At 72.4% G+C, this 17,226-nt stretch carries 17 protein-coding genes; 6 read left to right on the top strand and 11 right to left on the bottom strand.

Annotated elements, in window-relative coordinates:
• Positions 1-529: 529 nt before the first annotated feature.
• The 3 genes from RQM47_RS09645 to RQM47_RS09635 form a co-directional block, all read right to left on the bottom strand.
• Positions 530-1,354: a carboxypeptidase-like regulatory domain-containing protein gene (locus tag RQM47_RS09645; RefSeq protein ID WP_311666031.1), complete on the bottom strand. Its 825-nt coding sequence runs from the start codon at positions 1,352-1,354 to the stop codon at positions 530-532.
• 12 nt (positions 1,355-1,366) lie between these two features.
• The gene (locus tag RQM47_RS09640) at positions 1,367-2,497 is read right to left on the bottom strand and encodes a carboxypeptidase-like regulatory domain-containing protein (RefSeq protein WP_314008722.1); all 1,131 of its coding nucleotides are present in this window, start codon (positions 2,495-2,497) and stop codon (positions 1,367-1,369) included.
• 200 nt (positions 2,498-2,697) lie between these two features.
• Positions 2,698-3,918 (bottom strand): pyridoxal phosphate-dependent aminotransferase, encoded by a 1,221-nt coding sequence (locus tag RQM47_RS09635; RefSeq protein ID WP_314008719.1) that lies wholly within the window; start codon positions 3,916-3,918, stop codon positions 2,698-2,700.
• A gap of 162 nt (positions 3,919-4,080) precedes the next feature.
• On the opposite strand from RQM47_RS09635, the gene RQM47_RS09630 reads away from it, so the two are divergent.
• The 4 genes from RQM47_RS09630 (at position 4,081) to RQM47_RS09615 (ending at position 7,256) form a co-directional block, all read left to right on the top strand.
• On the top strand, positions 4,081-5,577 hold the full coding sequence (locus RQM47_RS09630) for an aldehyde dehydrogenase family protein (protein WP_314008716.1): 1,497 nt from the start codon (positions 4,081-4,083) through the stop codon (positions 5,575-5,577).
• A 34-nt stretch (positions 5,578-5,611) separates the two neighbouring features.
• Positions 5,612-5,998: a hypothetical protein gene (locus RQM47_RS09625; protein WP_314008713.1), complete on the top strand. Its 387-nt coding sequence runs from the start codon at positions 5,612-5,614 to the stop codon at positions 5,996-5,998.
• A gap of 132 nt (positions 5,999-6,130) precedes the next feature.
• On the top strand, positions 6,131-6,319 hold the full coding sequence (locus RQM47_RS09620; protein ID WP_311665878.1) for a hypothetical protein: 189 nt from the start codon (positions 6,131-6,133) through the stop codon (positions 6,317-6,319).
• 151 nt (positions 6,320-6,470) lie between these two features.
• Complete coding sequence (locus RQM47_RS09615) at positions 6,471-7,256, top strand: hypothetical protein (RefSeq protein ID WP_314008710.1); 786 nt, start codon at positions 6,471-6,473, stop codon at positions 7,254-7,256.
• Here the strand turns inward: RQM47_RS09615 and RQM47_RS09610 are convergent.
• The 3 genes from RQM47_RS09610 to RQM47_RS09600 are packed head-to-tail and all read right to left on the bottom strand — an operon-like array spanning position 7,253 to position 8,765.
• Complete coding sequence (locus RQM47_RS09610) at positions 7,253-7,756, bottom strand: hypothetical protein (protein WP_314008707.1); 504 nt, start codon at positions 7,754-7,756, stop codon at positions 7,253-7,255. The two genes, RQM47_RS09615 and RQM47_RS09610, sit on opposite strands and share 4 nt — an antisense overlap.
• Positions 7,757-7,798: 42 nt before the next feature.
• Entirely contained in the window at positions 7,799-8,182 is a 384-nt protein-coding gene (locus tag RQM47_RS09605; RefSeq protein WP_314008704.1) for a YraN family protein, read from the bottom strand.
• Between the two features lies 1 nt (position 8,183).
• Entirely contained in the window at positions 8,184-8,765 is a 582-nt protein-coding gene (locus RQM47_RS09600; RefSeq protein ID WP_311665885.1) for a hypothetical protein, read from the bottom strand.
• Between the two features lie 176 nt (positions 8,766-8,941).
• Here RQM47_RS09600 and RQM47_RS09595 point away from each other — a divergent pair, with 176 nt between their 5' ends.
• Positions 8,942-9,778 carry an SAM-dependent chlorinase/fluorinase gene (locus RQM47_RS09595; protein WP_314008701.1) on the top strand — a complete coding sequence of 279 codons (837 nt, stop codon included), beginning with the start codon at positions 8,942-8,944 and terminating at the stop codon, positions 9,776-9,778.
• Entirely contained in the window at positions 9,779-10,447 is a 669-nt protein-coding gene (locus RQM47_RS09590) for a hypothetical protein (protein ID WP_314008699.1), read from the top strand.
• Between the two features lie 437 nt (positions 10,448-10,884).
• Here RQM47_RS09590 and RQM47_RS09585 read toward each other — a convergent pair whose 3' ends face one another.
• From RQM47_RS09585 to secD, 5 genes are all read right to left on the bottom strand, one after another.
• Positions 10,885-12,168 (bottom strand): HAMP domain-containing sensor histidine kinase, encoded by a 1,284-nt coding sequence (locus RQM47_RS09585; RefSeq protein WP_314008696.1) that lies wholly within the window; start codon positions 12,166-12,168, stop codon positions 10,885-10,887.
• Positions 12,169-12,280: 112 nt separating this feature from the next.
• Entirely contained in the window at positions 12,281-13,555 is a 1,275-nt protein-coding gene (locus tag RQM47_RS09580) for an adenylosuccinate synthase (RefSeq protein ID WP_314008693.1), read from the bottom strand.
• Between the two features lie 140 nt (positions 13,556-13,695).
• Positions 13,696-14,046: an STAS domain-containing protein gene (locus RQM47_RS09575; protein WP_311665913.1), complete on the bottom strand. Its 351-nt coding sequence runs from the start codon at positions 14,044-14,046 to the stop codon at positions 13,696-13,698.
• Positions 14,047-14,167: 121 nt separating this feature from the next.
• Positions 14,168-15,106 carry a protein translocase subunit SecF gene (secF, locus tag RQM47_RS09570; protein WP_311665915.1) on the bottom strand — a complete coding sequence of 313 codons (939 nt, stop codon included), beginning with the start codon at positions 15,104-15,106 and terminating at the stop codon, positions 14,168-14,170.
• An 82-nt stretch (positions 15,107-15,188) separates the two neighbouring features.
• Complete coding sequence (secD, locus tag RQM47_RS09565) at positions 15,189-17,138, bottom strand: protein translocase subunit SecD (protein WP_311665917.1); 1,950 nt, start codon at positions 17,136-17,138, stop codon at positions 15,189-15,191.
• Positions 17,139-17,226 lie beyond the last annotated feature (88 nt).

Here is a 17,226-nt window from a genome sequence, read left to right as displayed (position 1 = left end):
GGCGGGGCCGACTCCTGACCAATGTCTGTCTTTCGCGGCCGTCGTAGTACTGGGCCGGTCCCCCTTCACACGTGGGCCTCTGCCGATGGCCGCCGTGGGGCCGTACCTCACGTAGCCGTACGTAGCCGTTCTGCAGAACCAGACTGGAATCGCACGATGGACTGTCCTTCTGCCGCACAGAGGCCGCCCCAAGAGCCGGAGCTGCTGATCGGGAGGCCCCCCCCACCCCCCAGCCTGCCGGCTCCGGGCTGCCACACGCCTCGGCCCCAGACTTGATGTGAGGCCAGACCGCGCAAGCTCCCGCCCCGCCCGACGTACGCCGGGGGCGGGGTGGAGCGTGGGTCTGACCTCCCCTCTTGCGAGTCCGCCTTTTTCCGTCCGTTTGCGCCCCTTGTCGAGGCCACGCCCTGTGCCTTGGCCGGATCACTCTCCCTTGTCGCCCTGCTCGTCGCAGTCGCTGCCGCTTTACGGAGGGCGCCCGGTGCCAGCGGGGCAGCGGCCTACGCCTTGGGCGGGGCGGGGCGGACGGCTACTGGCCAGGCGGCCGCGCGACGGAGTCGCCCGGGTCGGCGGCCTCGGCGTAGGAGCGGGTCCAGATGAGGACGGCCCCGCACGGGCTCATCGTCCCGCCGTACTGGGCCGGGATGCCGTTGTGGGCGTACGCCTCGACCGCCTCGACTTGGTCAATGCCGAGCGCGGCGTCGAGGTTGAAGAGCGGGTTCGTCGGCAGTCCGCTCCCGGACCCGATGGGGTCCCCGAACGACCGGAGGACAGTCCCGTCGACGACGATCGTTGGGCGGCAGTTCGTCCCGCGCACGATGGAGTTGATCGAGGAGATACGGACGTCGCCCTCCTGGGGGAGCGGGACGAAGCCCGGCAGCACCGCGAACAGGTCCGTCAGCTTTCGGGGCCGGCGGTCCTCGATCTGGCGCCGGTCGAAAAAGCGGCCCATCCCCCGGTCGCGGCGCTCGTAGAACCCGACGCCGTTCAGCGTCTGCGCCGGCGTCCGCCGCCCCGCCTCGACCGCCACCCCGCCCAGGTCGCCCACGGCCGGGCGGAGATCAACGTCGACCACCTGCGAAGCGTCGGCGCTCAGCGCGAACGGCTCGCCCGTGGCCGGCCCGTACCCGACGGCCGTGACCACGAGCCGGTACCGCCCCGCCCCGGGCGCGCGGATGAGGAACCGCCCGTCGGCGTCGGCCGCCGTCGCGGCGACCGTGTCGGCGCCCGAGACGAGCCGGACCGTCGCGCCGGGCACGGCGGCGTCGCCCGACGTCACCACGCCCACCACGCGCTGCGCCGAGGCGTCGGCGCACAGGAGCAAGACGGCGAGGGCGGGGAGGAGACGGCGCATCGGGCGGGGTGGCTAGAAATCGGCGGCGGGGCGGTAGTCGGCGGGGAGCCAGCGGGCGGCCCGCTCGTCCCACCACCAGTACCCGCTCACGTCGAGCGGCGAGACGCCCCGCCCCGCCCCCGTGAGCCCGCCCGTGCGGAGGTCGACGCGGGCCTCGCCGCCCGGCGTCTCGATCCACGAGATCTGGTCGCCCGAGCGGCGGCGGGCCGTCCGGGGGTCGACCGAGCGGTTCTCGTTCTGCCGGTAAGCCCGCTCCTCGCTCTCGCCCGTGTAGTCGACCCGGAGGTAGAGGGCGGGGTCCGCCGTGAGCGTGGCGAGGCCGGGACCCAGCGGGCGGAGCACGTCGGCCGCGCGTTCGACCCGGTCGAGGCGGTGCTCGCCCGTCGACCGGGACGGCGGCAGCCGGTGGCGCGCGTTCGTGCGGTACACCCGGAACCCGCTCCGCCCAAGCCGGTCGGCCGCGAGCGCGTGGACAAAGTGGGCGAACGACCCGGCGTAGGCCCGCCGCCGCGCCGCGTCCCACCGCGCTCGCTCGGCGTCGTCGCGGGCGTCGAGCGGCTCGAACCGGGCGTAGCCGTGGAACGCGACGGCGTCGCCGAGGAGTTCGAACGTGGTCAGGTCGTAGGCCACGCGGTAGCCGAGCGCCCGGTTCTCGACGACGAGCGGGGCCTCGGATCGGGCGCGGAGGAGCCCGTCGTCCGAGACGTCGAACGAGAGGACCTCGGGGTTGAGGAGCCGGACAGCTCGGGCGTCCTCGGACTCGCCGACGAGCGCTTGCTCGAACGCGGCGAGCTGGCGGAGCCACGCCGAGCGGTCGGCCTCGACCGTCACGTCGCCCAGCGCCTCGGCCCGGGGCCGGAGCCGGACGTCGACGACCGCCCCGCCCCGCACGCGGCGGACGCCCGGGGCGTACCCGACGAACGTGGCGACGAGCTCGTGCTCGCCGGCCGGGACGCCGGCGATCTCATACGCCCCGCCCCGGTCCGTCACGTCGCCCGTCGTCGTCCCGCTGAGGTAGACGTGGACGCCCGGGAGCGGCGCGCCCGTCTCGGCGTCGACGACGCGGCCGGTGACGACGGCCTGGGCGAGGGCGCCGGGCGCCAGCGCGAGGACGCCGCAGGCTACGAGCAGTCGGGCGAGCATGGGCGACGGGCAGGCGGCGGTGGACCACGCTACGGCCGCAGGACGGGCCGCGCAAATAACCGGCGCCTAGGAGTACCCGCGCCCGCCCTGGGCTAGCTGCCCTCCCCCGCCCCGCCCTCGACGCGCCCGCCGCGGGCGGGGTGGCGGGCCGTCGCGTTCGGCCGCCCCACCCCCGGAGCGAGCCCGCCGGGTGGGGCGGGTTACTCGTTCCGCACGCGGTCCGCGAACGCCGTGATCCGGTGGATGGCCTCCTCGATCTGGTCGATGGCCGTCGCGTACGAGCACCGGAGGTAGCCCTCCCCGCTCGGCCCGAACGCGCTGCCCGGCACGGCCGCCACGTGCTCCTCCTGGAGCAGCCGCTGCGCGAAGTCCTCGGACGAGAGCCCGGTCGAGGTGATGTCGGGGAAGGCGTAGAAGGCGCCCTCGGGCTCGAACGTCGGGAAGCCGGCCGCGCGGAGCCCGTCGACGATGACGCGGCGGCGGTCGTCGTAGGCCCGGCGCATGTCCTCGACCGCCGGCTGCGCGTCGCGGATGCCGGCGAGGGCGCCCACCTGCGAGACCGTCGGCGCCGACATGATCACGTACTGGTGCGCCTTGTACATCTGGTACAGGATCGGCTGGGGCGCGCACGCGTAGCCGATCCGCCAGCCCGTCATGGCGTAGCCCTTCGAGAAGCCGCCGATGAGGATCGTCCGCTCGAAGAGGCCGGGCAGCGTGGGCACCGAGACGTGGCCGTCCTCGTGGGCCTCGCCGTAGACGAGCCGGTCGTAGATCTCGTCGGACAGCACCAGCAGGTCGTGCTCGACGACCACCTCGGCGATCTCCTCCAGGACGTCGCGGCGGAGCACGGCGCCGGTCGGGTTGTTGGGGTAGCCGAGGAAGAGGAGCTTCGTCTTGTCCGTGATGCGGGAGCGGATGTCCTCGGCCGTCACCTGGAAGTCGTTCTCGGCGCGCGTCGGGACCCACTTGACCACCCCGCCCGCGAACTCGGCGAGCGGCCCGTAGCTCACGAAGCACGGCTCGGGGATGAGCACCTCGTCGCCGGGGTCGAGCAGCGAGAGCATCGCGATCGTCATGGCCTCCGACGCGCCGACGGTCACGATCACCTCGTCCTCGGCGTGGTAGTCGAGCCCGTAGAGCCGGGCCATCTCGCCCGAGATCGCCTCGCGGAGCTCGGCGAGGCCCAGGTTCGCCGTGTAGCTCGTGCGCCCAGCGTCGAGCGCCGTCTTGGCTGCGTCGATGATGGGCTGAGGCGAGACGAAGTCGGGCTCGCCGATGCCCAGCGAGATCACGTCGTCCATGGTGGCCGCGATCTCGAAAAAGCGACGGATGCCCGACGGCGGCACCTCGCGGATGCGGCGGCTCAGGCGGCCGGCCATGCGCTCGGCGGCGGCGGGGGCGGGGCGGGCGAGGGTCTCCATAACGGGCGGGGCGGGAGGAAGAGGGGACCCGGCGGGCGGCCCGACCGCCCCGCCCACGGCGGGGAATTGGGCGGGCGTTCGCGGAGGCGGGCGGGGCGGCCGGCTAAGTTAGCCGCCCGTTTCCCCTCCACCCCGCCCCGCCCGACTGGGTTTCCACACGCCATGGCCGACGACACGACCTTCCAGAACTACATCGGCGGCCAGTGGGTCGACGCCCAGAGCGGCGAGACGTTCGAGAGCCGGAACCCGGCCCGCACGAGCGACCTCGTCGGCCGCTTCCCGCTCTCGGGCGGGGCGGACGTCGAGGCGGCGGTCGCGGCGGCCAAGGCGGCGTTCGAGACGTGGCGCCTCGTGCCGGCCCCCAAGCGCGGCGAGATCCTCAAGCGCGTGGGCGACCTCCTAACCGAGCGCAAAAACGAGATCGCGTTCGAGATGACGCGCGAGATGGGCAAGCCCCACTTCGAGACCAAGGGCGACGTCCAAGAGGCCATCGACACGGCCTACTACGCGATGACGATGGGCCGCCAGCTCTTCGGCCACACCGTCCCGTCGGAGATGAACAACAAGTTCAACATGACGGTCCGCCGGCCCATCGGCGTGTGCGGGCTCATCACGGCCTGGAACTTCCCGGTCGCCGTCCCGACGTGGAAGATGTTCCCGGCCATCCTGAGCGGCAACACGGTCGTGTTCAAGCCCAGCGAGGACGCGCCGCACAGCGGGATGCTGCTCGTGAAGGTGATGGAAGACGCCGGCGTGCCGCCGGGCGTCGTCAACCTCGTCCAGGGCGCCGGCGCCACGGGCCAGGCGATTGTCGAGCACGACGACGTGGCGGCCATCTCGTTTACGGGCTCGTCCGAAACCGGCGCCGCGCTCGCCCAGCGGGCCGCGGCCGACCACAAGCGCGTGAGCCTGGAGATGGGCGGGAAGAACCCGGCCATCGTCATGGAGGACGCCGACCTCGACCTCGCCATGGAGGGCCTCATCTGGGGCGCCTACGGCACGACCGGCCAGCGCTGCACGGCCACATCGCGGCTCATCGTCCACGAGGACGTCCACGACGAGCTCGTCGAGCGCGTGATCGCCAAGGCCAAAGAGCTCCGCTTGGGCTACGGCAACGACGCCGGCGTCGACGTGGGGCCGCTCATCAACCAGAAGGCGCTCGACAAGGTGGCCGGCTACATGGACGTCGCCCGCGAGGACGGCGCGTCGATCGCGCTGGGCGGGGCGGCTGCCACGGGCGACGGCCTGGACGACGGCTTCTTTTTCCAGCCGACGCTCTTCACGAACGTGACGCGCGACATGCGCGTGGCGCGCGAGGAGATCTTCGGGCCGGTCCTTTCTGTGATCAAGGTGTCGTCGTTCGACGAGGCCATCGACGTCGCCAACGACGTGAAGTACGGGCTGTCGAGCGCGGTCTACACGCGCGACATCGCACGGGCCTTCCAGGCGCTCCGCGACATCGACGCCGGCATCACCTACATCAACGGCCCGACGATCGGGGCCGAGGCGCACATGAGCTTCGGCGGCGTCAAGGCGACGGGCAACGGCCACCGCGAGGGCGGCTGGGAGGTTTACGACTTCTACACCGAGACCAAGACCTGCTACATCGACTTCTCGGGCGGCCTCCAGCGCGCTCAGATCGACAACTACGACGATTAGCCGTACTCTCCGGGCGGACCCCACCCCGCCCGTCATGAGAACGCTCCTCTCCCTCGGCCTTGCCCTCGCCCTCGGCGCGTGCGCGACCGCCGCCCCGCCCGACGGCCGCCCCGCCCTCCGGGCCGACGACGTCGTCGTGTACCGCTCGGCGGACGACATCCCGGGCGAGTACGAGGTGATCGAGACCATCGTGCCCCCGGACGACATCGCCCGCGTCGGATCGGGATACGGCGCGACCGATGCCGTCGAACGGTTCGCCCGGCGCAAAGCGGCCTCGATGGGAGCTAACGGCGTTCTCGTGGTGAGCACGGCTGAGGCCGCCTCGAACGTGCGGGCGACCGCGTCCGTCCGCAACGGGTACACGCTGTCGCCGGGCGCGCTCGTGGCCGTCTACGTGACGCCGCCGGAGGCGCCGCGCTAGCGGGGGCGGGGCGGCCCTGCTGTTAAGATCTTGTGATCACAGAACCTTCCAGCAGGCCAACCGTCCAACTTTATTCAGACCGCCCTCCGGGTAACGCCAGGACGGATCCATCTCTCCAGCGCCCTTCCCCCTATGAAGACCTACACCTCCCCCACTATCGCCGACTACGGAGACATCCGCACGGTCACGGCCGCCGACCAGCAGTCGATGCAGACCGACCAGATCTTCAACAACGGCGAATCGATCGGCACCTCCACCGGCTCGCTCGACGCGTGCGTTTCGCCGGCCCCGAACCCGCAGCCGGGCGACATGTGCACCTGAGCCGAACAGCAACGGTCTAGATCCGCGGGGAGCCCAAAAGGGCTCCCCGCTTTTTTTTGCTCTCCCGCCCTGTGGCGGGGCGGGGCGGCCCCACCCCGCCCCGCCCACGCGGCGGCTAGATTGAAGCCCGCCCCGCCCCGAACCTCCACCTATGGGTCTGTTCTCCCGCTCCGCCCCGGCCAGCCACTTTCCCCAGTCGGTCGGTCGGCGCCTCGGCAGCGGCGACGAGGTCCGGCTCCCCGATGACCTCCCCGCCGACGCCACGCTCCTCGTTGTCTTGTTCCGCGACGACCTCGACCCGCTCGCGGACCAGTGGGCGCGTCTCGGCGACCGCCTAGCCGACGTGCACGGCGACCGCGTGGGCGTCTGGGAGCTCCCGATCGTGAGCAAAAAGCTGAAGATGTTCGGGAAGCTGGCGACGATGGGCATCCGTGGGCAGGTCGACGGCGAGAGCGAGCGCGAGCGGACGGTCCCGCTCTACGTCGACCCCAAGGGGTTCCGCAAGGAGCTCCAGCTCAAGACGCAGAGCGACGTCTACGCCTTCCTCGTTGCCCGCGACGGGCGGATCGCGTGGCGCGGCGAGGGCGACATCGACATGGAGGAGGTCGAGGCTCTGGAACAAGCCGTCGAGGACGTGCTCGCCGCGCCGGTCCCCGCCCCCACGGACCACCCCGACGCCGAGAACGCTGAACCGCCGGCCCCCGACGCGGACGCCGCCCCGCCCCCCGAAGACGACGAGGCAGGCAACGCGGAGGAGCCCTCCCGCCCCGCCTCAGAGGACGAGGCTGGCGACGGCGCACCCGCCGGCGCCGAAGGGCAAGAGCGTCCGAGCGCTACAGAGCCGCCCCGCCCCGAGGCGGCGGAGCCGGAGGAAGAGGACGCCCCTGCGGAGGCCCGGTGGAACGGCGACCCGCCCCCGATCCGAACGCAGGGCTAAGACGAGGTCGTCGTCCGGGAAACGAGGTCGGTCAGCGTCCGGCGGTCGCCAGGGGTGAGCAGGAACTCCTGCTGCCCGAGCACCACGCGGACGGCCTCGGCCGCCGCGATGTCCTCGAAGAGCGCGCGCGGCATGCCGATCGTCAGGAACTCGCCGTAGGTGTTGGGGAGGATGTCGACCCCAGTCTCGCCCGTACTGAAGCGATACGGCACGCCGTCGACCTCGAACGTGACGCCGGGGAACGTCGAGTTGAGCGCGTTCTGGCCGATGTTCGAGAAGACGACCCGGTACGACTCGGCGTGGCACGGCTCGGCGCTGCAGTCGGCGAACGCGCGGAGCACGAAGTCGCGCGTCCCGACGGTCGAGGACGACGAGATGGGCGTCCCCAGGCGGACCTGATCCGACCGCAGGCCCCGGTCGCCGGCCGCCCCGCCCGAGGATGCGCAGCCGGCGAGGGCCAAGACCAGGACCAAAGCGAGGGCGGGGCGGGGCGGCGTCATGACGAGGGCGGGGTGGAGTCCGTGCAAACGGCCGCCGTTCGGCTAGGTGAAGTAACCGAAGGCGTTTTTGAAGTGCTCGATGCGCGGCTCCCCGTCCCCAAAGTGGACCGCGAGGACGTCGAACCGGACCGGCGACGGGATGAGCCGCCGCTCGTGCATGTAGGCCTCGGCCACGCGGAGGATCGCCCGCTGCTTGGCCTCGTCGACCGCCGCCTCGGGGGCGCCGTAGCCCGCCCCGCTCCGGGCCTTGACCTCAACGAACACGATCATGCCGCCGTCGTCGGCGGGCGTGGGCTCGAACACGACGGCGTCGATCTCCTCGCGGCCGAAGCGGTAGTTCCGGTCCAGCGTGCGGCAGCCCGCTGCCTCCAGGAAGGCGACGGCCGCGTCCTCGCCGCGGCGCCCGATGTCGGCCGTGCTCGCCATGCTAGGACGCCCCCCGCCGGAGCTTCGAGGCGAACTGAGTGATCCGCCGGACCTTGTCGGAGCTCCGCCCGCGGACGAGCGGGAGGAGCGCGTTCGTGAACGCCTCGAAAACGGTCATGATCTCGCCTAGCGCGTCGATCCGGTCGGCGAGGGCCGCCTCGTCGTCCGAGAGCGAGCCGCCCGCGCGGAGGTTCGTGGCCACGCCGTCGAGCGCCCGCTGGACCGGCTCGATCTCGCGCCGCTGGCGCTCCTCGATGATCGTCGTCGTGATCGACCACACGTCGGACTCGGCGACGAAAAAGTCCTTCCGGCTCCCCGGCTGGTGCGTCTTGCGGACGAGGTCCCAGTCGAGGAGCGCCCGGAGGTTCATGTTCGCGTTGCCCCGGCTGATCTCGAGCCGGTCCATGATCTCGTCCGTGTCGAGCGGCCGGTCGAGCGCGTAGAGGAGCGCGTGGATCTGAGCCATCGTCCGGTTGATCCCCCAGTGCGAGGCCATCTCGCCCCAGAGGCGGACGAACTCGCCGACCGCCCGCTGGGCACGGTCGGCGTCGGTCGGGGGGGAAGGCGTCGGGTCGGGGGCCACGCGGGCGGGGTGGGGCGGCGGGCGAGAAGATACCGTGCCGCGCGTGGCCCCGGAGCGCCGCCCCGCCCCCGAGTGCCGTCGCTCCGCTCTGGGCGCCTGGGCGGGGTGGGGCGGCCCTGGCGTGGGCGGGGCGGCCCCCGTAGCTTCCGCCGTTCACGCTGCCCGGTCGCCCCCCGTTGATCGTCACCCTCACCACGGACTTCGGCCTCCGCGACGGCTACGTCGCGGCCATGAAGGGGGCCATGCTGGCCGCCGCCCCCGACGTGCGGGCGGTGGACGTGACGCACGAGGTGCCGGCCCAGGACGTGATGGCGGCCGCGTTCGTGCTCCGCGGGGCGGCCCCGTTCTTCCCCGCCGGCACGGTCCACCTCGCCGTCGTCGACCCCGGCGTCGGAACGCTCCGCCGGGCGATTGCGGCGCGGCTCGTCGTGGGCGGGACGCCGTGCCGGTTCGTCGGGCCGGACAACGGGCTCCTCCCGCTCCTCGCCGACGGCCCGCCTGTGGAGGCCGTCGTGCTCGACCGGCCGGGCGCGTGGCGGACGCCGGTGCCCAGCGACACCCTCCACGGGCGCGACGTGTTCGGGCCGGTGGCGGCCGCGCTCGCTGCCGGCGCCGCGCTGGACGACATCGGGAGCCCGGCCGGCCCACTCGCCCCGCTCCACTGGCCGCTCCCCCGCGTCGACGCTGAGGGCGTCGAGGGCATGGTCCTCCACGTCGACCGCTTCGGGAACTGCACGACGAACATCCCGCGCGAGGCGCTCGCCGGGCGGGGCGGGTTCAAGGCGTACGTGGGCTCGAGCGTGCTCCGGCGGCACGCCCCGTCGTACGGGCACGTCGCGGCCGGCGAGCCGCTCACGCTGTTCGGGAGCTCGGGCCACCTTGAGATCGCCGTGAACAGGGGCGACGCGGCGGCCCTGCTGTCGGTCGTCCGCGGGGCGCCGGTGAGCGTGGTGTTCGAGGCTGCCCCCGCCCCGCCCCCCCGGACCCGGACGCGCTCGGCGTCCGCCGCCTAGGTGGAGCCCGACGCGCCCCGCGACCCGACGCCGGTCGACGAGCTGCCGGCGTTCGACCGCACGCAGACGCGGCCGTCGCCGGTGCCCCCGCCCGAGCCCATCCCGCGCGGCCGCGTCGCCGCGCTCGTGGCGCTCGTGGCCGTCGGGCTCGCGATCGCCTACGCCCTTCTCCGGGTCCCGACCGCGGACGAGGGCGCCAACCTTCTCGCCTCGTTCGTCGACGCCACGGCGTCGTACCAGGCCGCCGTCGAGACGACCCGCCCCGAGGAGGCGCGCGCGTTCGTGCTCGACCAGCTCGGGTGGGACGTGCCCCCGCCGGACCTCCCCGCCCTCGCCCTCGTGGGCGTTGACCTCCCCGTGGTGGGCAGCACCGGGGGCGGGGCGCCCAGCGCGCGCGACGTGGTCGTGCCGCGGTTCCGCTACAGCGGGGCCGGCGGGGAGACGGCCTACGTCTACGCCTACGACTACATCACGCTCGACCAGGTCCGGGCGTCGTTCGACCTCCCGGACGCGACCTACGCCCTGCTCGGCGAGGACGTCCCCGTGGACACGCGGCGCCTGGAGGGCGCCTACATCGTCACGTGGCGCCGCCGGTCGATGATCTTTACGGCGGTGACCGACAGCGAGGAGGCGTTCGAGCAGATCGGGCAGTGGGCGGCGAGCCTCTGACGGCAGCGGGCAGCGGGCAGCGGGCAAGCCCGCAGAACGCGAGGGCGGGGCGGGGTGGGCACGCTGGGCACGGGTTCGTAGGGACACCACGCGTGGTGTCCGCATTCGCCCGGCGAGGCGCCACGCCACGGGCGGGGTGGTGCTGGGCCAGACCGCCCCGCCCGCCCCAGACACGGCAAGCCGTGTCCCTACGGGTGCCGGTTGCCGGACGGGGCGGCAGGGGCAGCGCCTTGTTCGACCGCCCCGCCCTCGTCACAACCACCCCTAGCCCCTCTTGGCTGCGCCGACGCTGCGCAGTGACCAGGAGGGGAACTGCCGCCGCTTCCAATCGACGTCGGCCTCGCCTCTCACCGCCCAACCCATCTCTGAAAGGGGCGGGGCGGAACAAGAACGGCACCACCCCGCCCGCGCGCCCCTTTTCCCTTTTCCCTTTTCCCTCACGTCCGCCGTGCCAGCGTGATGCGGAACGTGGTGCCCGCGCCCGGCGCCGTCTCGTGGACCGCCAGCGTCCCCCCGTGGTAGCTCTCGACGATGCGCCGGGCGAGGCTGAGGCCGAGCCCCCACCCGCGGCGCTTGGTCGAGAACCCCGGACGGAACACGTGGCGGGCCGTCGCCCGGTCCATGCCCTTCCCCGTGTCCGCCACATCGACCACGACCGCCCCGCCCTCGGCGCGGCCCGCGATGGCGATCCGGTGCGGACCGGGCGCCCCGTCGAGGGCGTCGAGCGCGTTCTTGAGCAGGTTCTCGACGACCCACTCGAACAGCTCGCCGTTGAGCGGGGCGGTCAGGTCGGGCGGCACGTCGACCGTGATCGCGACGGGCGCGCTCGTGGGCACGCGGCGGCGGATGTAGTCGGCCACGCGCTCCAGGACCTCGCCCACGGCCGTCGGCGTGAGGTCGGGCGTCGACCCGATCTTCTCGAAGCGGTCGGCCACGCGGCGGAGCCGCTCGACGTCCTGCTCCAGCTCGTCGGCGACCGTCTCGGGCGCCACGCTGTCGCCCAGGCGGAGCAGCTCGATCCACCCGATCATCGACGAGAGCGGCGTCCCCAGCTGGTGGGCCGCCTCGCGCGCCATGCCCACCCACAGGCTCGACTGCTCGCTCCGGCGGACGTACGAGAACCCGAGGTAGCCGACCCCGATGAACAGGGCCACGACGGCGAGCTGGACGACCGGGAACAGACGGATCAGCCGGGCCAGCGGGCTCTCGCCGTAGTGGACGAGCTGCACGAAGCCGGGCGACACCTCGACCGGGATCGGCGCGTGGAGCGCGTCCATCTCGCGGGCTAGCGCCACGTGGTCGGCGTCGTCGGCCACGTTCCGCCACAGGAGCGCCGTCGTCGTGGCCTCGTCCGTGACGACGGCGGGGACGCTGAACCGCTGGGGCTCGACGATCTGCGAGAACACGAAGTCGAGCCCGTCCGACGGCGGCCCGTCGCGGAGCGAGTCGAGCGCCGCCGCGAGCCGCGCGCGCTCCGGGGCGGGGCGGCCCGACGCCTCGACGGCGGCGGCGAGCTCGTCCCACGGCGCCGCGCCCTGGGCGCTCAGCCCGGCCCGGCCCTGGAACGCGATGGCCTCGGCCCACAGTTCGACGGCCGCCGCGTCCTGAGCTTCGAGCCGCCCCGCCAGGCGCTGCGTGAACAGCAGCGACGCCACGCCGATCGCGACGGCCGCCGCGATCAGGCCGAGCTTGAGCTTCGTGCTGGTCCGGTAGGCCTGCATAGGAACGCTGAACGACGAACGCCGAATGATGAAGGGGCGCCCGCTCCGCCCAGCTACAACGGGGCGGGGTGGCAAGCTCTCACTTCATCGTTCGCCATTCAGCGTTCATCGTTCATGCCACGAGCGTCTCCTCGCGCTTCGGTCCGGTCCCGATGACCGTGATCCGCACGCCGACGCGGTCGGAGACGAACTGGAGGTAGTCTCGGGCCGCGTCGGGCAGGTCGCCCATCTCGCGGGCGGCGGAGAGGTCGCCGGAGAAGCCGGGGAGCGTCTCGTAGACCGGCCGCGCGCGCTCCAGCGTGCGGAGGTCGGTCGGGAAGCGCTCGGTTCGCTTGCCGTCGACCTCGTAGGCCGTGCAGACGCGGAGCTCGTCGAGCCCGGACATCACGTCGAGCTTGGTGACCGCCAGTTCCGTAAACCCGTTGAGGCGGCTCGTGTAGCCCAGCGCCACCAGGTCGAGCCAGCCGCAGCGGCGCGGCCGCCCGGTCGTCGCCCCGAACTCGTGTCCCTGCTCGCGCAGCCGCTCGCCCGTCTCGTTCAGGAGCTCGGTCGGGAAGGGGCCGTTGCCCACGCGCGTCGAGTACGCCTTGACGATGCCGATGACGCGGTCGACGGCCGTCGGCGGCACGCCGAGCCCGGTGCAGCACCCGCCCGACGTCGGGTGGCTGGACGTGACGTAGGGGTACGTCCCGTGGTCGACGTCGAGGAGCGCGCCCTGGGCGCCCTCGGCGAGCACGCGCTGGCCGTCCGCGAGGGCGTCCTGGAGGTACGCCGCCGTGTCGGTCACGTACGGGTCGATGAGGCGGTCGAACTCGACGTACTCGTCGACGATCGCGTCCACGTCCAGCCGCTCGCTCTGGTAGATCTGCGACAGGATCTCGTTTTTCTCCTCGATGGCCGCCGTCAGCTTTTTCCGCAGCCCGTCGCGGTCCAGGAGGTCGACCACGCGGATCCCGTTCCGCGCGAACTTGTCGACGTAGGCCGGGCCGATGCCGCGCCCCGTCGTCCCGATGGCCTCGGCGTCGCGCCACCGCTCCTTGGCCTGATCGAGCGCCTTGTGGTACGGCATGATGAGGTGGGCGTTGTGGCTGATCTTCAGCCGGCCCTCGACGGGGTAGCCCAGCGCCTCGATCTGCTCGATCTCGTCGACGAGCGCGGCCGGGTCGATGACCACGCCGTTCCCGATCACGCACGTCACGCCGTCGTGGAAGATGCCGGACGGGATCAGGTGGAGCACGAACGTCTCGTCGCCCCACTTGATCGTGTGGCCGGCGTTCGCCCCGCCCTGGTAGCGGGCGACGACGTCCATCTGCGGAGCGAGCAGGTCGACGACCTTCCCTTTTCCTTCGTCGCCCCACTGGGCGCCAATGACGATCGAGACGGGCATACAGGGGAGGGATGAGGGGATGGGGAGGGATAGAGGGATGAGCGTCGCGGCCCCCACCCCGCCCGACTCTCAGGCGGCGGGTGGGGTGAGAATGGGGGTAGGGCGGCGGAGCGGAGCGGCTCTGCACATCCCCCTATCCCCTATCCCTCCATCCCTTCAAAGCTTGCCACGGCCTCGTCGGCGGAGCCGAACGACTGGAACGTGTCCGCGAGCTGCGTGACCTCGAGGAGCGTGCGGACGCGGTCGCCGACGTTCGCGAGCCGGAGGTCGCCGCCCGCGTTCCGGGCCGTCGTCAGCGCGCCGATCAGCATGCCCAGCCCGGACGAGTTCATGTGCCGCACCCCGTCCAGGTCGACGACCGCCCACAGCGGGCCGTCGCCGCGGGCCTCGTGGAGCGCGTCGTGGAGCGCCGCCCCGCCCGGCCCGCCGAGGGCGTCGCCGGTGAGCGTGAGGACGGTGACGCCGGAGCGCGTGGCGCGGTCGATCTGCATGGGTCCGGGGAGAGGCGGGCGGGGCGGACGGAAGCTAGGGCCGCCACCCCGCCCGCGTGACTCCGCCGGGCGGGGCGGTCCAACAGAGCCCGCCCCGCCCACGGCGGGCGGGGCGGGGCGGTTAGGCCGCCGCCGCGCGGCGCGTGCCGCGCACGGCCGGCGCGTACTTGCCGCGGAGCCACACGACGAGCGGGCTCGCCACGAAGATCGACGAGTACGTCCCGACGGCGATCCCGACGAGCAGCGCCAGCGAGAACCCCTTGAGCACCTCGCCGCCGATGAGGAACAGGATGAACACCGTCAGCAGCGTCGTCCCCGACGTGAGCACGGTCCGCGAGAGCGTCGTGTTGATGGCCCGGTTGGCGACGACGTCGAACCGCTCGGTCTTGAACAGCGCCGTGTACTCGCGGATGCGGTCGAACACGACGACCGTGTCGTTGATCGAGTAGCCGACGATCGTCAGCAGCGCCGCGATGAGGACCTGGTCGATCTGGAGCGAGAACGGGGTCACGTTGTGGAGCAGCGCGAACAGCCCGAGCACGATGAGCACGTCGTGGGCCAGCGTGAGCACGGCGGCGACCGCGAACCGCCAGTCGAACCGGACGAAGATGTACAGGAGGATGACGAAGAGGGCGCCGAGCACGAGGAAGATCGCCTTCTCCTTGAGGTCGGACGCGATGCGCGGCCCGACCGAGCTCGTCCCGATGATGTCCGGGGCCGAGCCCGGGAAGGACTCGGCGAGCGTCGTCGTCAGCGCCGCCTCCAGCGCGTCGGGGTCGCCGCCGAGCCCGGTGCGGACGAGGAGCGTCCGGGGGTCGCCGAACTCTTTGGCCTCGACGCCGTCGCCGAGCACGCCGTCGAGCGCCTGGCGGGCCGCGACTGGGGCGATCGGCTCGGCCGACTCGACCACGAACTCGGTCCCGCCCGTGAAGTCGATGCCGGCCTCCAGGCCCGGGTAGAACAGGGAGACGATGGCGATCACCAGGAGAATCCCGGAGGTGATGTAGCTCGCGCGGAAGTCGCTGAGGAAGTCGTGCGAGGGGTTTTCGAAGATGCGCATGGCAGGGTTCGGTACGGGGTACTAGGTACGGGGTACGGGCGCGGGACGAGGGCCTCCCTCGTGCCCCGCGCCCTGTACCGAGTCAGCCGAAGGCCACGCGGGTCCCGCGCGACTGGACGAGGTAGTCGAGGACGAGACGCGTCACGACGAGGGCCGTGAACAGCGACGTCAGGATGCCGGCCATGAGCGTGACCGCGAACCCCTGGATCGGGCCGACCCCGAACGAGAACAGGATGACGCCGATGAGGAACGTCGTGATGTTGGCGTCGGCGATCGCCGAGAGCGCCTTGGCGAACCCGCCGTCGACGGCCGCCCGCATCGTCTTGCCCGAGTCGAGCTCCTCGCGGATGCGCTCGAAGATGAGCACGTTCGCGTCGACGGCCATGCCGATCGTGAGCACGATGCCGGCCATGCCCGGGAGCGTGAGCGTGGCGCTGAAGGACGCCAGCACGCCGAAGATGAACAGGAGATTCAGGACGAGCGCGATGTTGGCGATGAGGCCGGCGCCGCGGTAGTAGAACGCCATGAACACGCCGACGACCAGGAAGCCCACGATGAGCGCCCGCGTGCCGGCCCGGATGGAGGCGGCGCCCAGGCTCGGCCCGACCGTCCGCTCCTCGACGATGCGCACCGGGGCGGGGAGGGCGCCCGACTTCAGGACGGTCACGATGTCCTCGACGTCCTGGCGCGAAAACTGGCCCGTGATCTGCGTCCGCCCGTTGGGGATCCGGCTCTGGATCACGGGGTCGGAGTAGACGCGGTTGTCGAGGACGAGGGCCACGGGGCGGCCGATGTTGGCGCCCGTGATCTGGCTCCACCGCTGACCGCCGACGCCGTTCATCGTGATCGACACCTGGGGCGCGTTCGTGTACGGGTCGAAGTCCGGCCCGGCGTCGGTGATCACGTCGCCCGTGAGCTCGACGCGCTCGTTGATCCCGATGAGGTTGTACACGTCCTCGCCCTCGGGCGTGACGCCCTCAGGGTTGGCCGTGTAGAGGAGCCGGACGCCGGCGGGCAGGAGCGCCTGAGCGCCCGGCGCCTCGAGCAGGCGGCGGACCGTCGCCGTGTCGCGGGCGACGACCTGCCCGAAGATGGGCGAGCCCTCGGGGACCTGGATCAGCCGGAGCGCGTCGGCGAGCGAGTTGCCGCTCGCTGAGGGCGCCTCCCCGCCCGTGACCTGGGCGAGGTCGACGGCGCCGGCCGAGTCGCCGGCGGCCGCCACGCGCTCGCCGGCCGCCGTCGTGTCGATGGCGGTGCCGGTCGTGTCGGCGTCGGTCGTCGCGGCGGTCTCCGCCCCGCCCTCGCCGTAGTACTGGAGCACGCGGAGGGCCGCCTGCTGGAGCTCCTGCGTGGGCGGCGTAAGGTGGAACGTGAGCTTGGCCGTCCCCCGGAGCAGGTCGCGCACGCGCTGGGGGTCGTCGACGCCCGGGAGCTCGACGACGATCCGGCTCCCGTCCTGACGCTGGATGAGCGGCTCGGTCACGCCAAAGCGGTCGATCCGCTGGCGGATGATCTCCTCGGCCCGTCCGAGCGCCTCGTCAACCTCGGAGCGGAGGTAGGTGACGACGTCGGCGTTCGAGGACCGGGCCGTGATGCCGGCGTCGGTGTTGCGGAAGTAGCGGGCCAGCCGCGTGTTCGGGCGGACCTCCTCGACGGCGTCCGCGAACAGCGTCACAAAGTCGCTGCCGCCGTCCTGCGCGCGCTCGTTCGCGATCTCGATCGCCCGCTCGAACGTGTCATCGGCCCGGTTGCCGGCCAGCTCCTGGAGGAGCGCGCCGGTCCCGATCTCCAAGGCGACGTGCATGCCGCCCTGGAGGTCGAGGCCCAGGTTGAGCGACGACTCGCGGGTCTCGAGGAGGTCCTCATAGTTTTCCTTTTCGTAGACCTCGCGTTCGTCGGAGCTCATGGCCGCGAGCTCGCGGTCGTTGAGCGCGTTCTGGATCGTCGGGAACAGTTGCCAGAGCGAGATGAGCACGAGCGCCACGACGGCGAACAGCTTGAATCCGTAGCCTTGCATAAGGGGGAGGCGCACGGCGGCGCCGGTTGAGTCGGGAGGGAGCGGCCGCCCCCCATCGGGACGGCCCATCGGCGTTGAGACGGTCGGGAGCCCCGCGAGCGGG

The sequence above is a fragment of the Rubrivirga sp. S365 genome, from assembly GCF_032248475.1.
In the GTDB taxonomy this organism is placed as follows: domain Bacteria; phylum Bacteroidota; class Rhodothermia; order Rhodothermales; family Rubricoccaceae; genus Rubrivirga; species Rubrivirga litoralis.
Note: the sequence above shows the minus strand (reverse complement) of the source record. Positions and strands in the feature narration are given on the sequence as shown.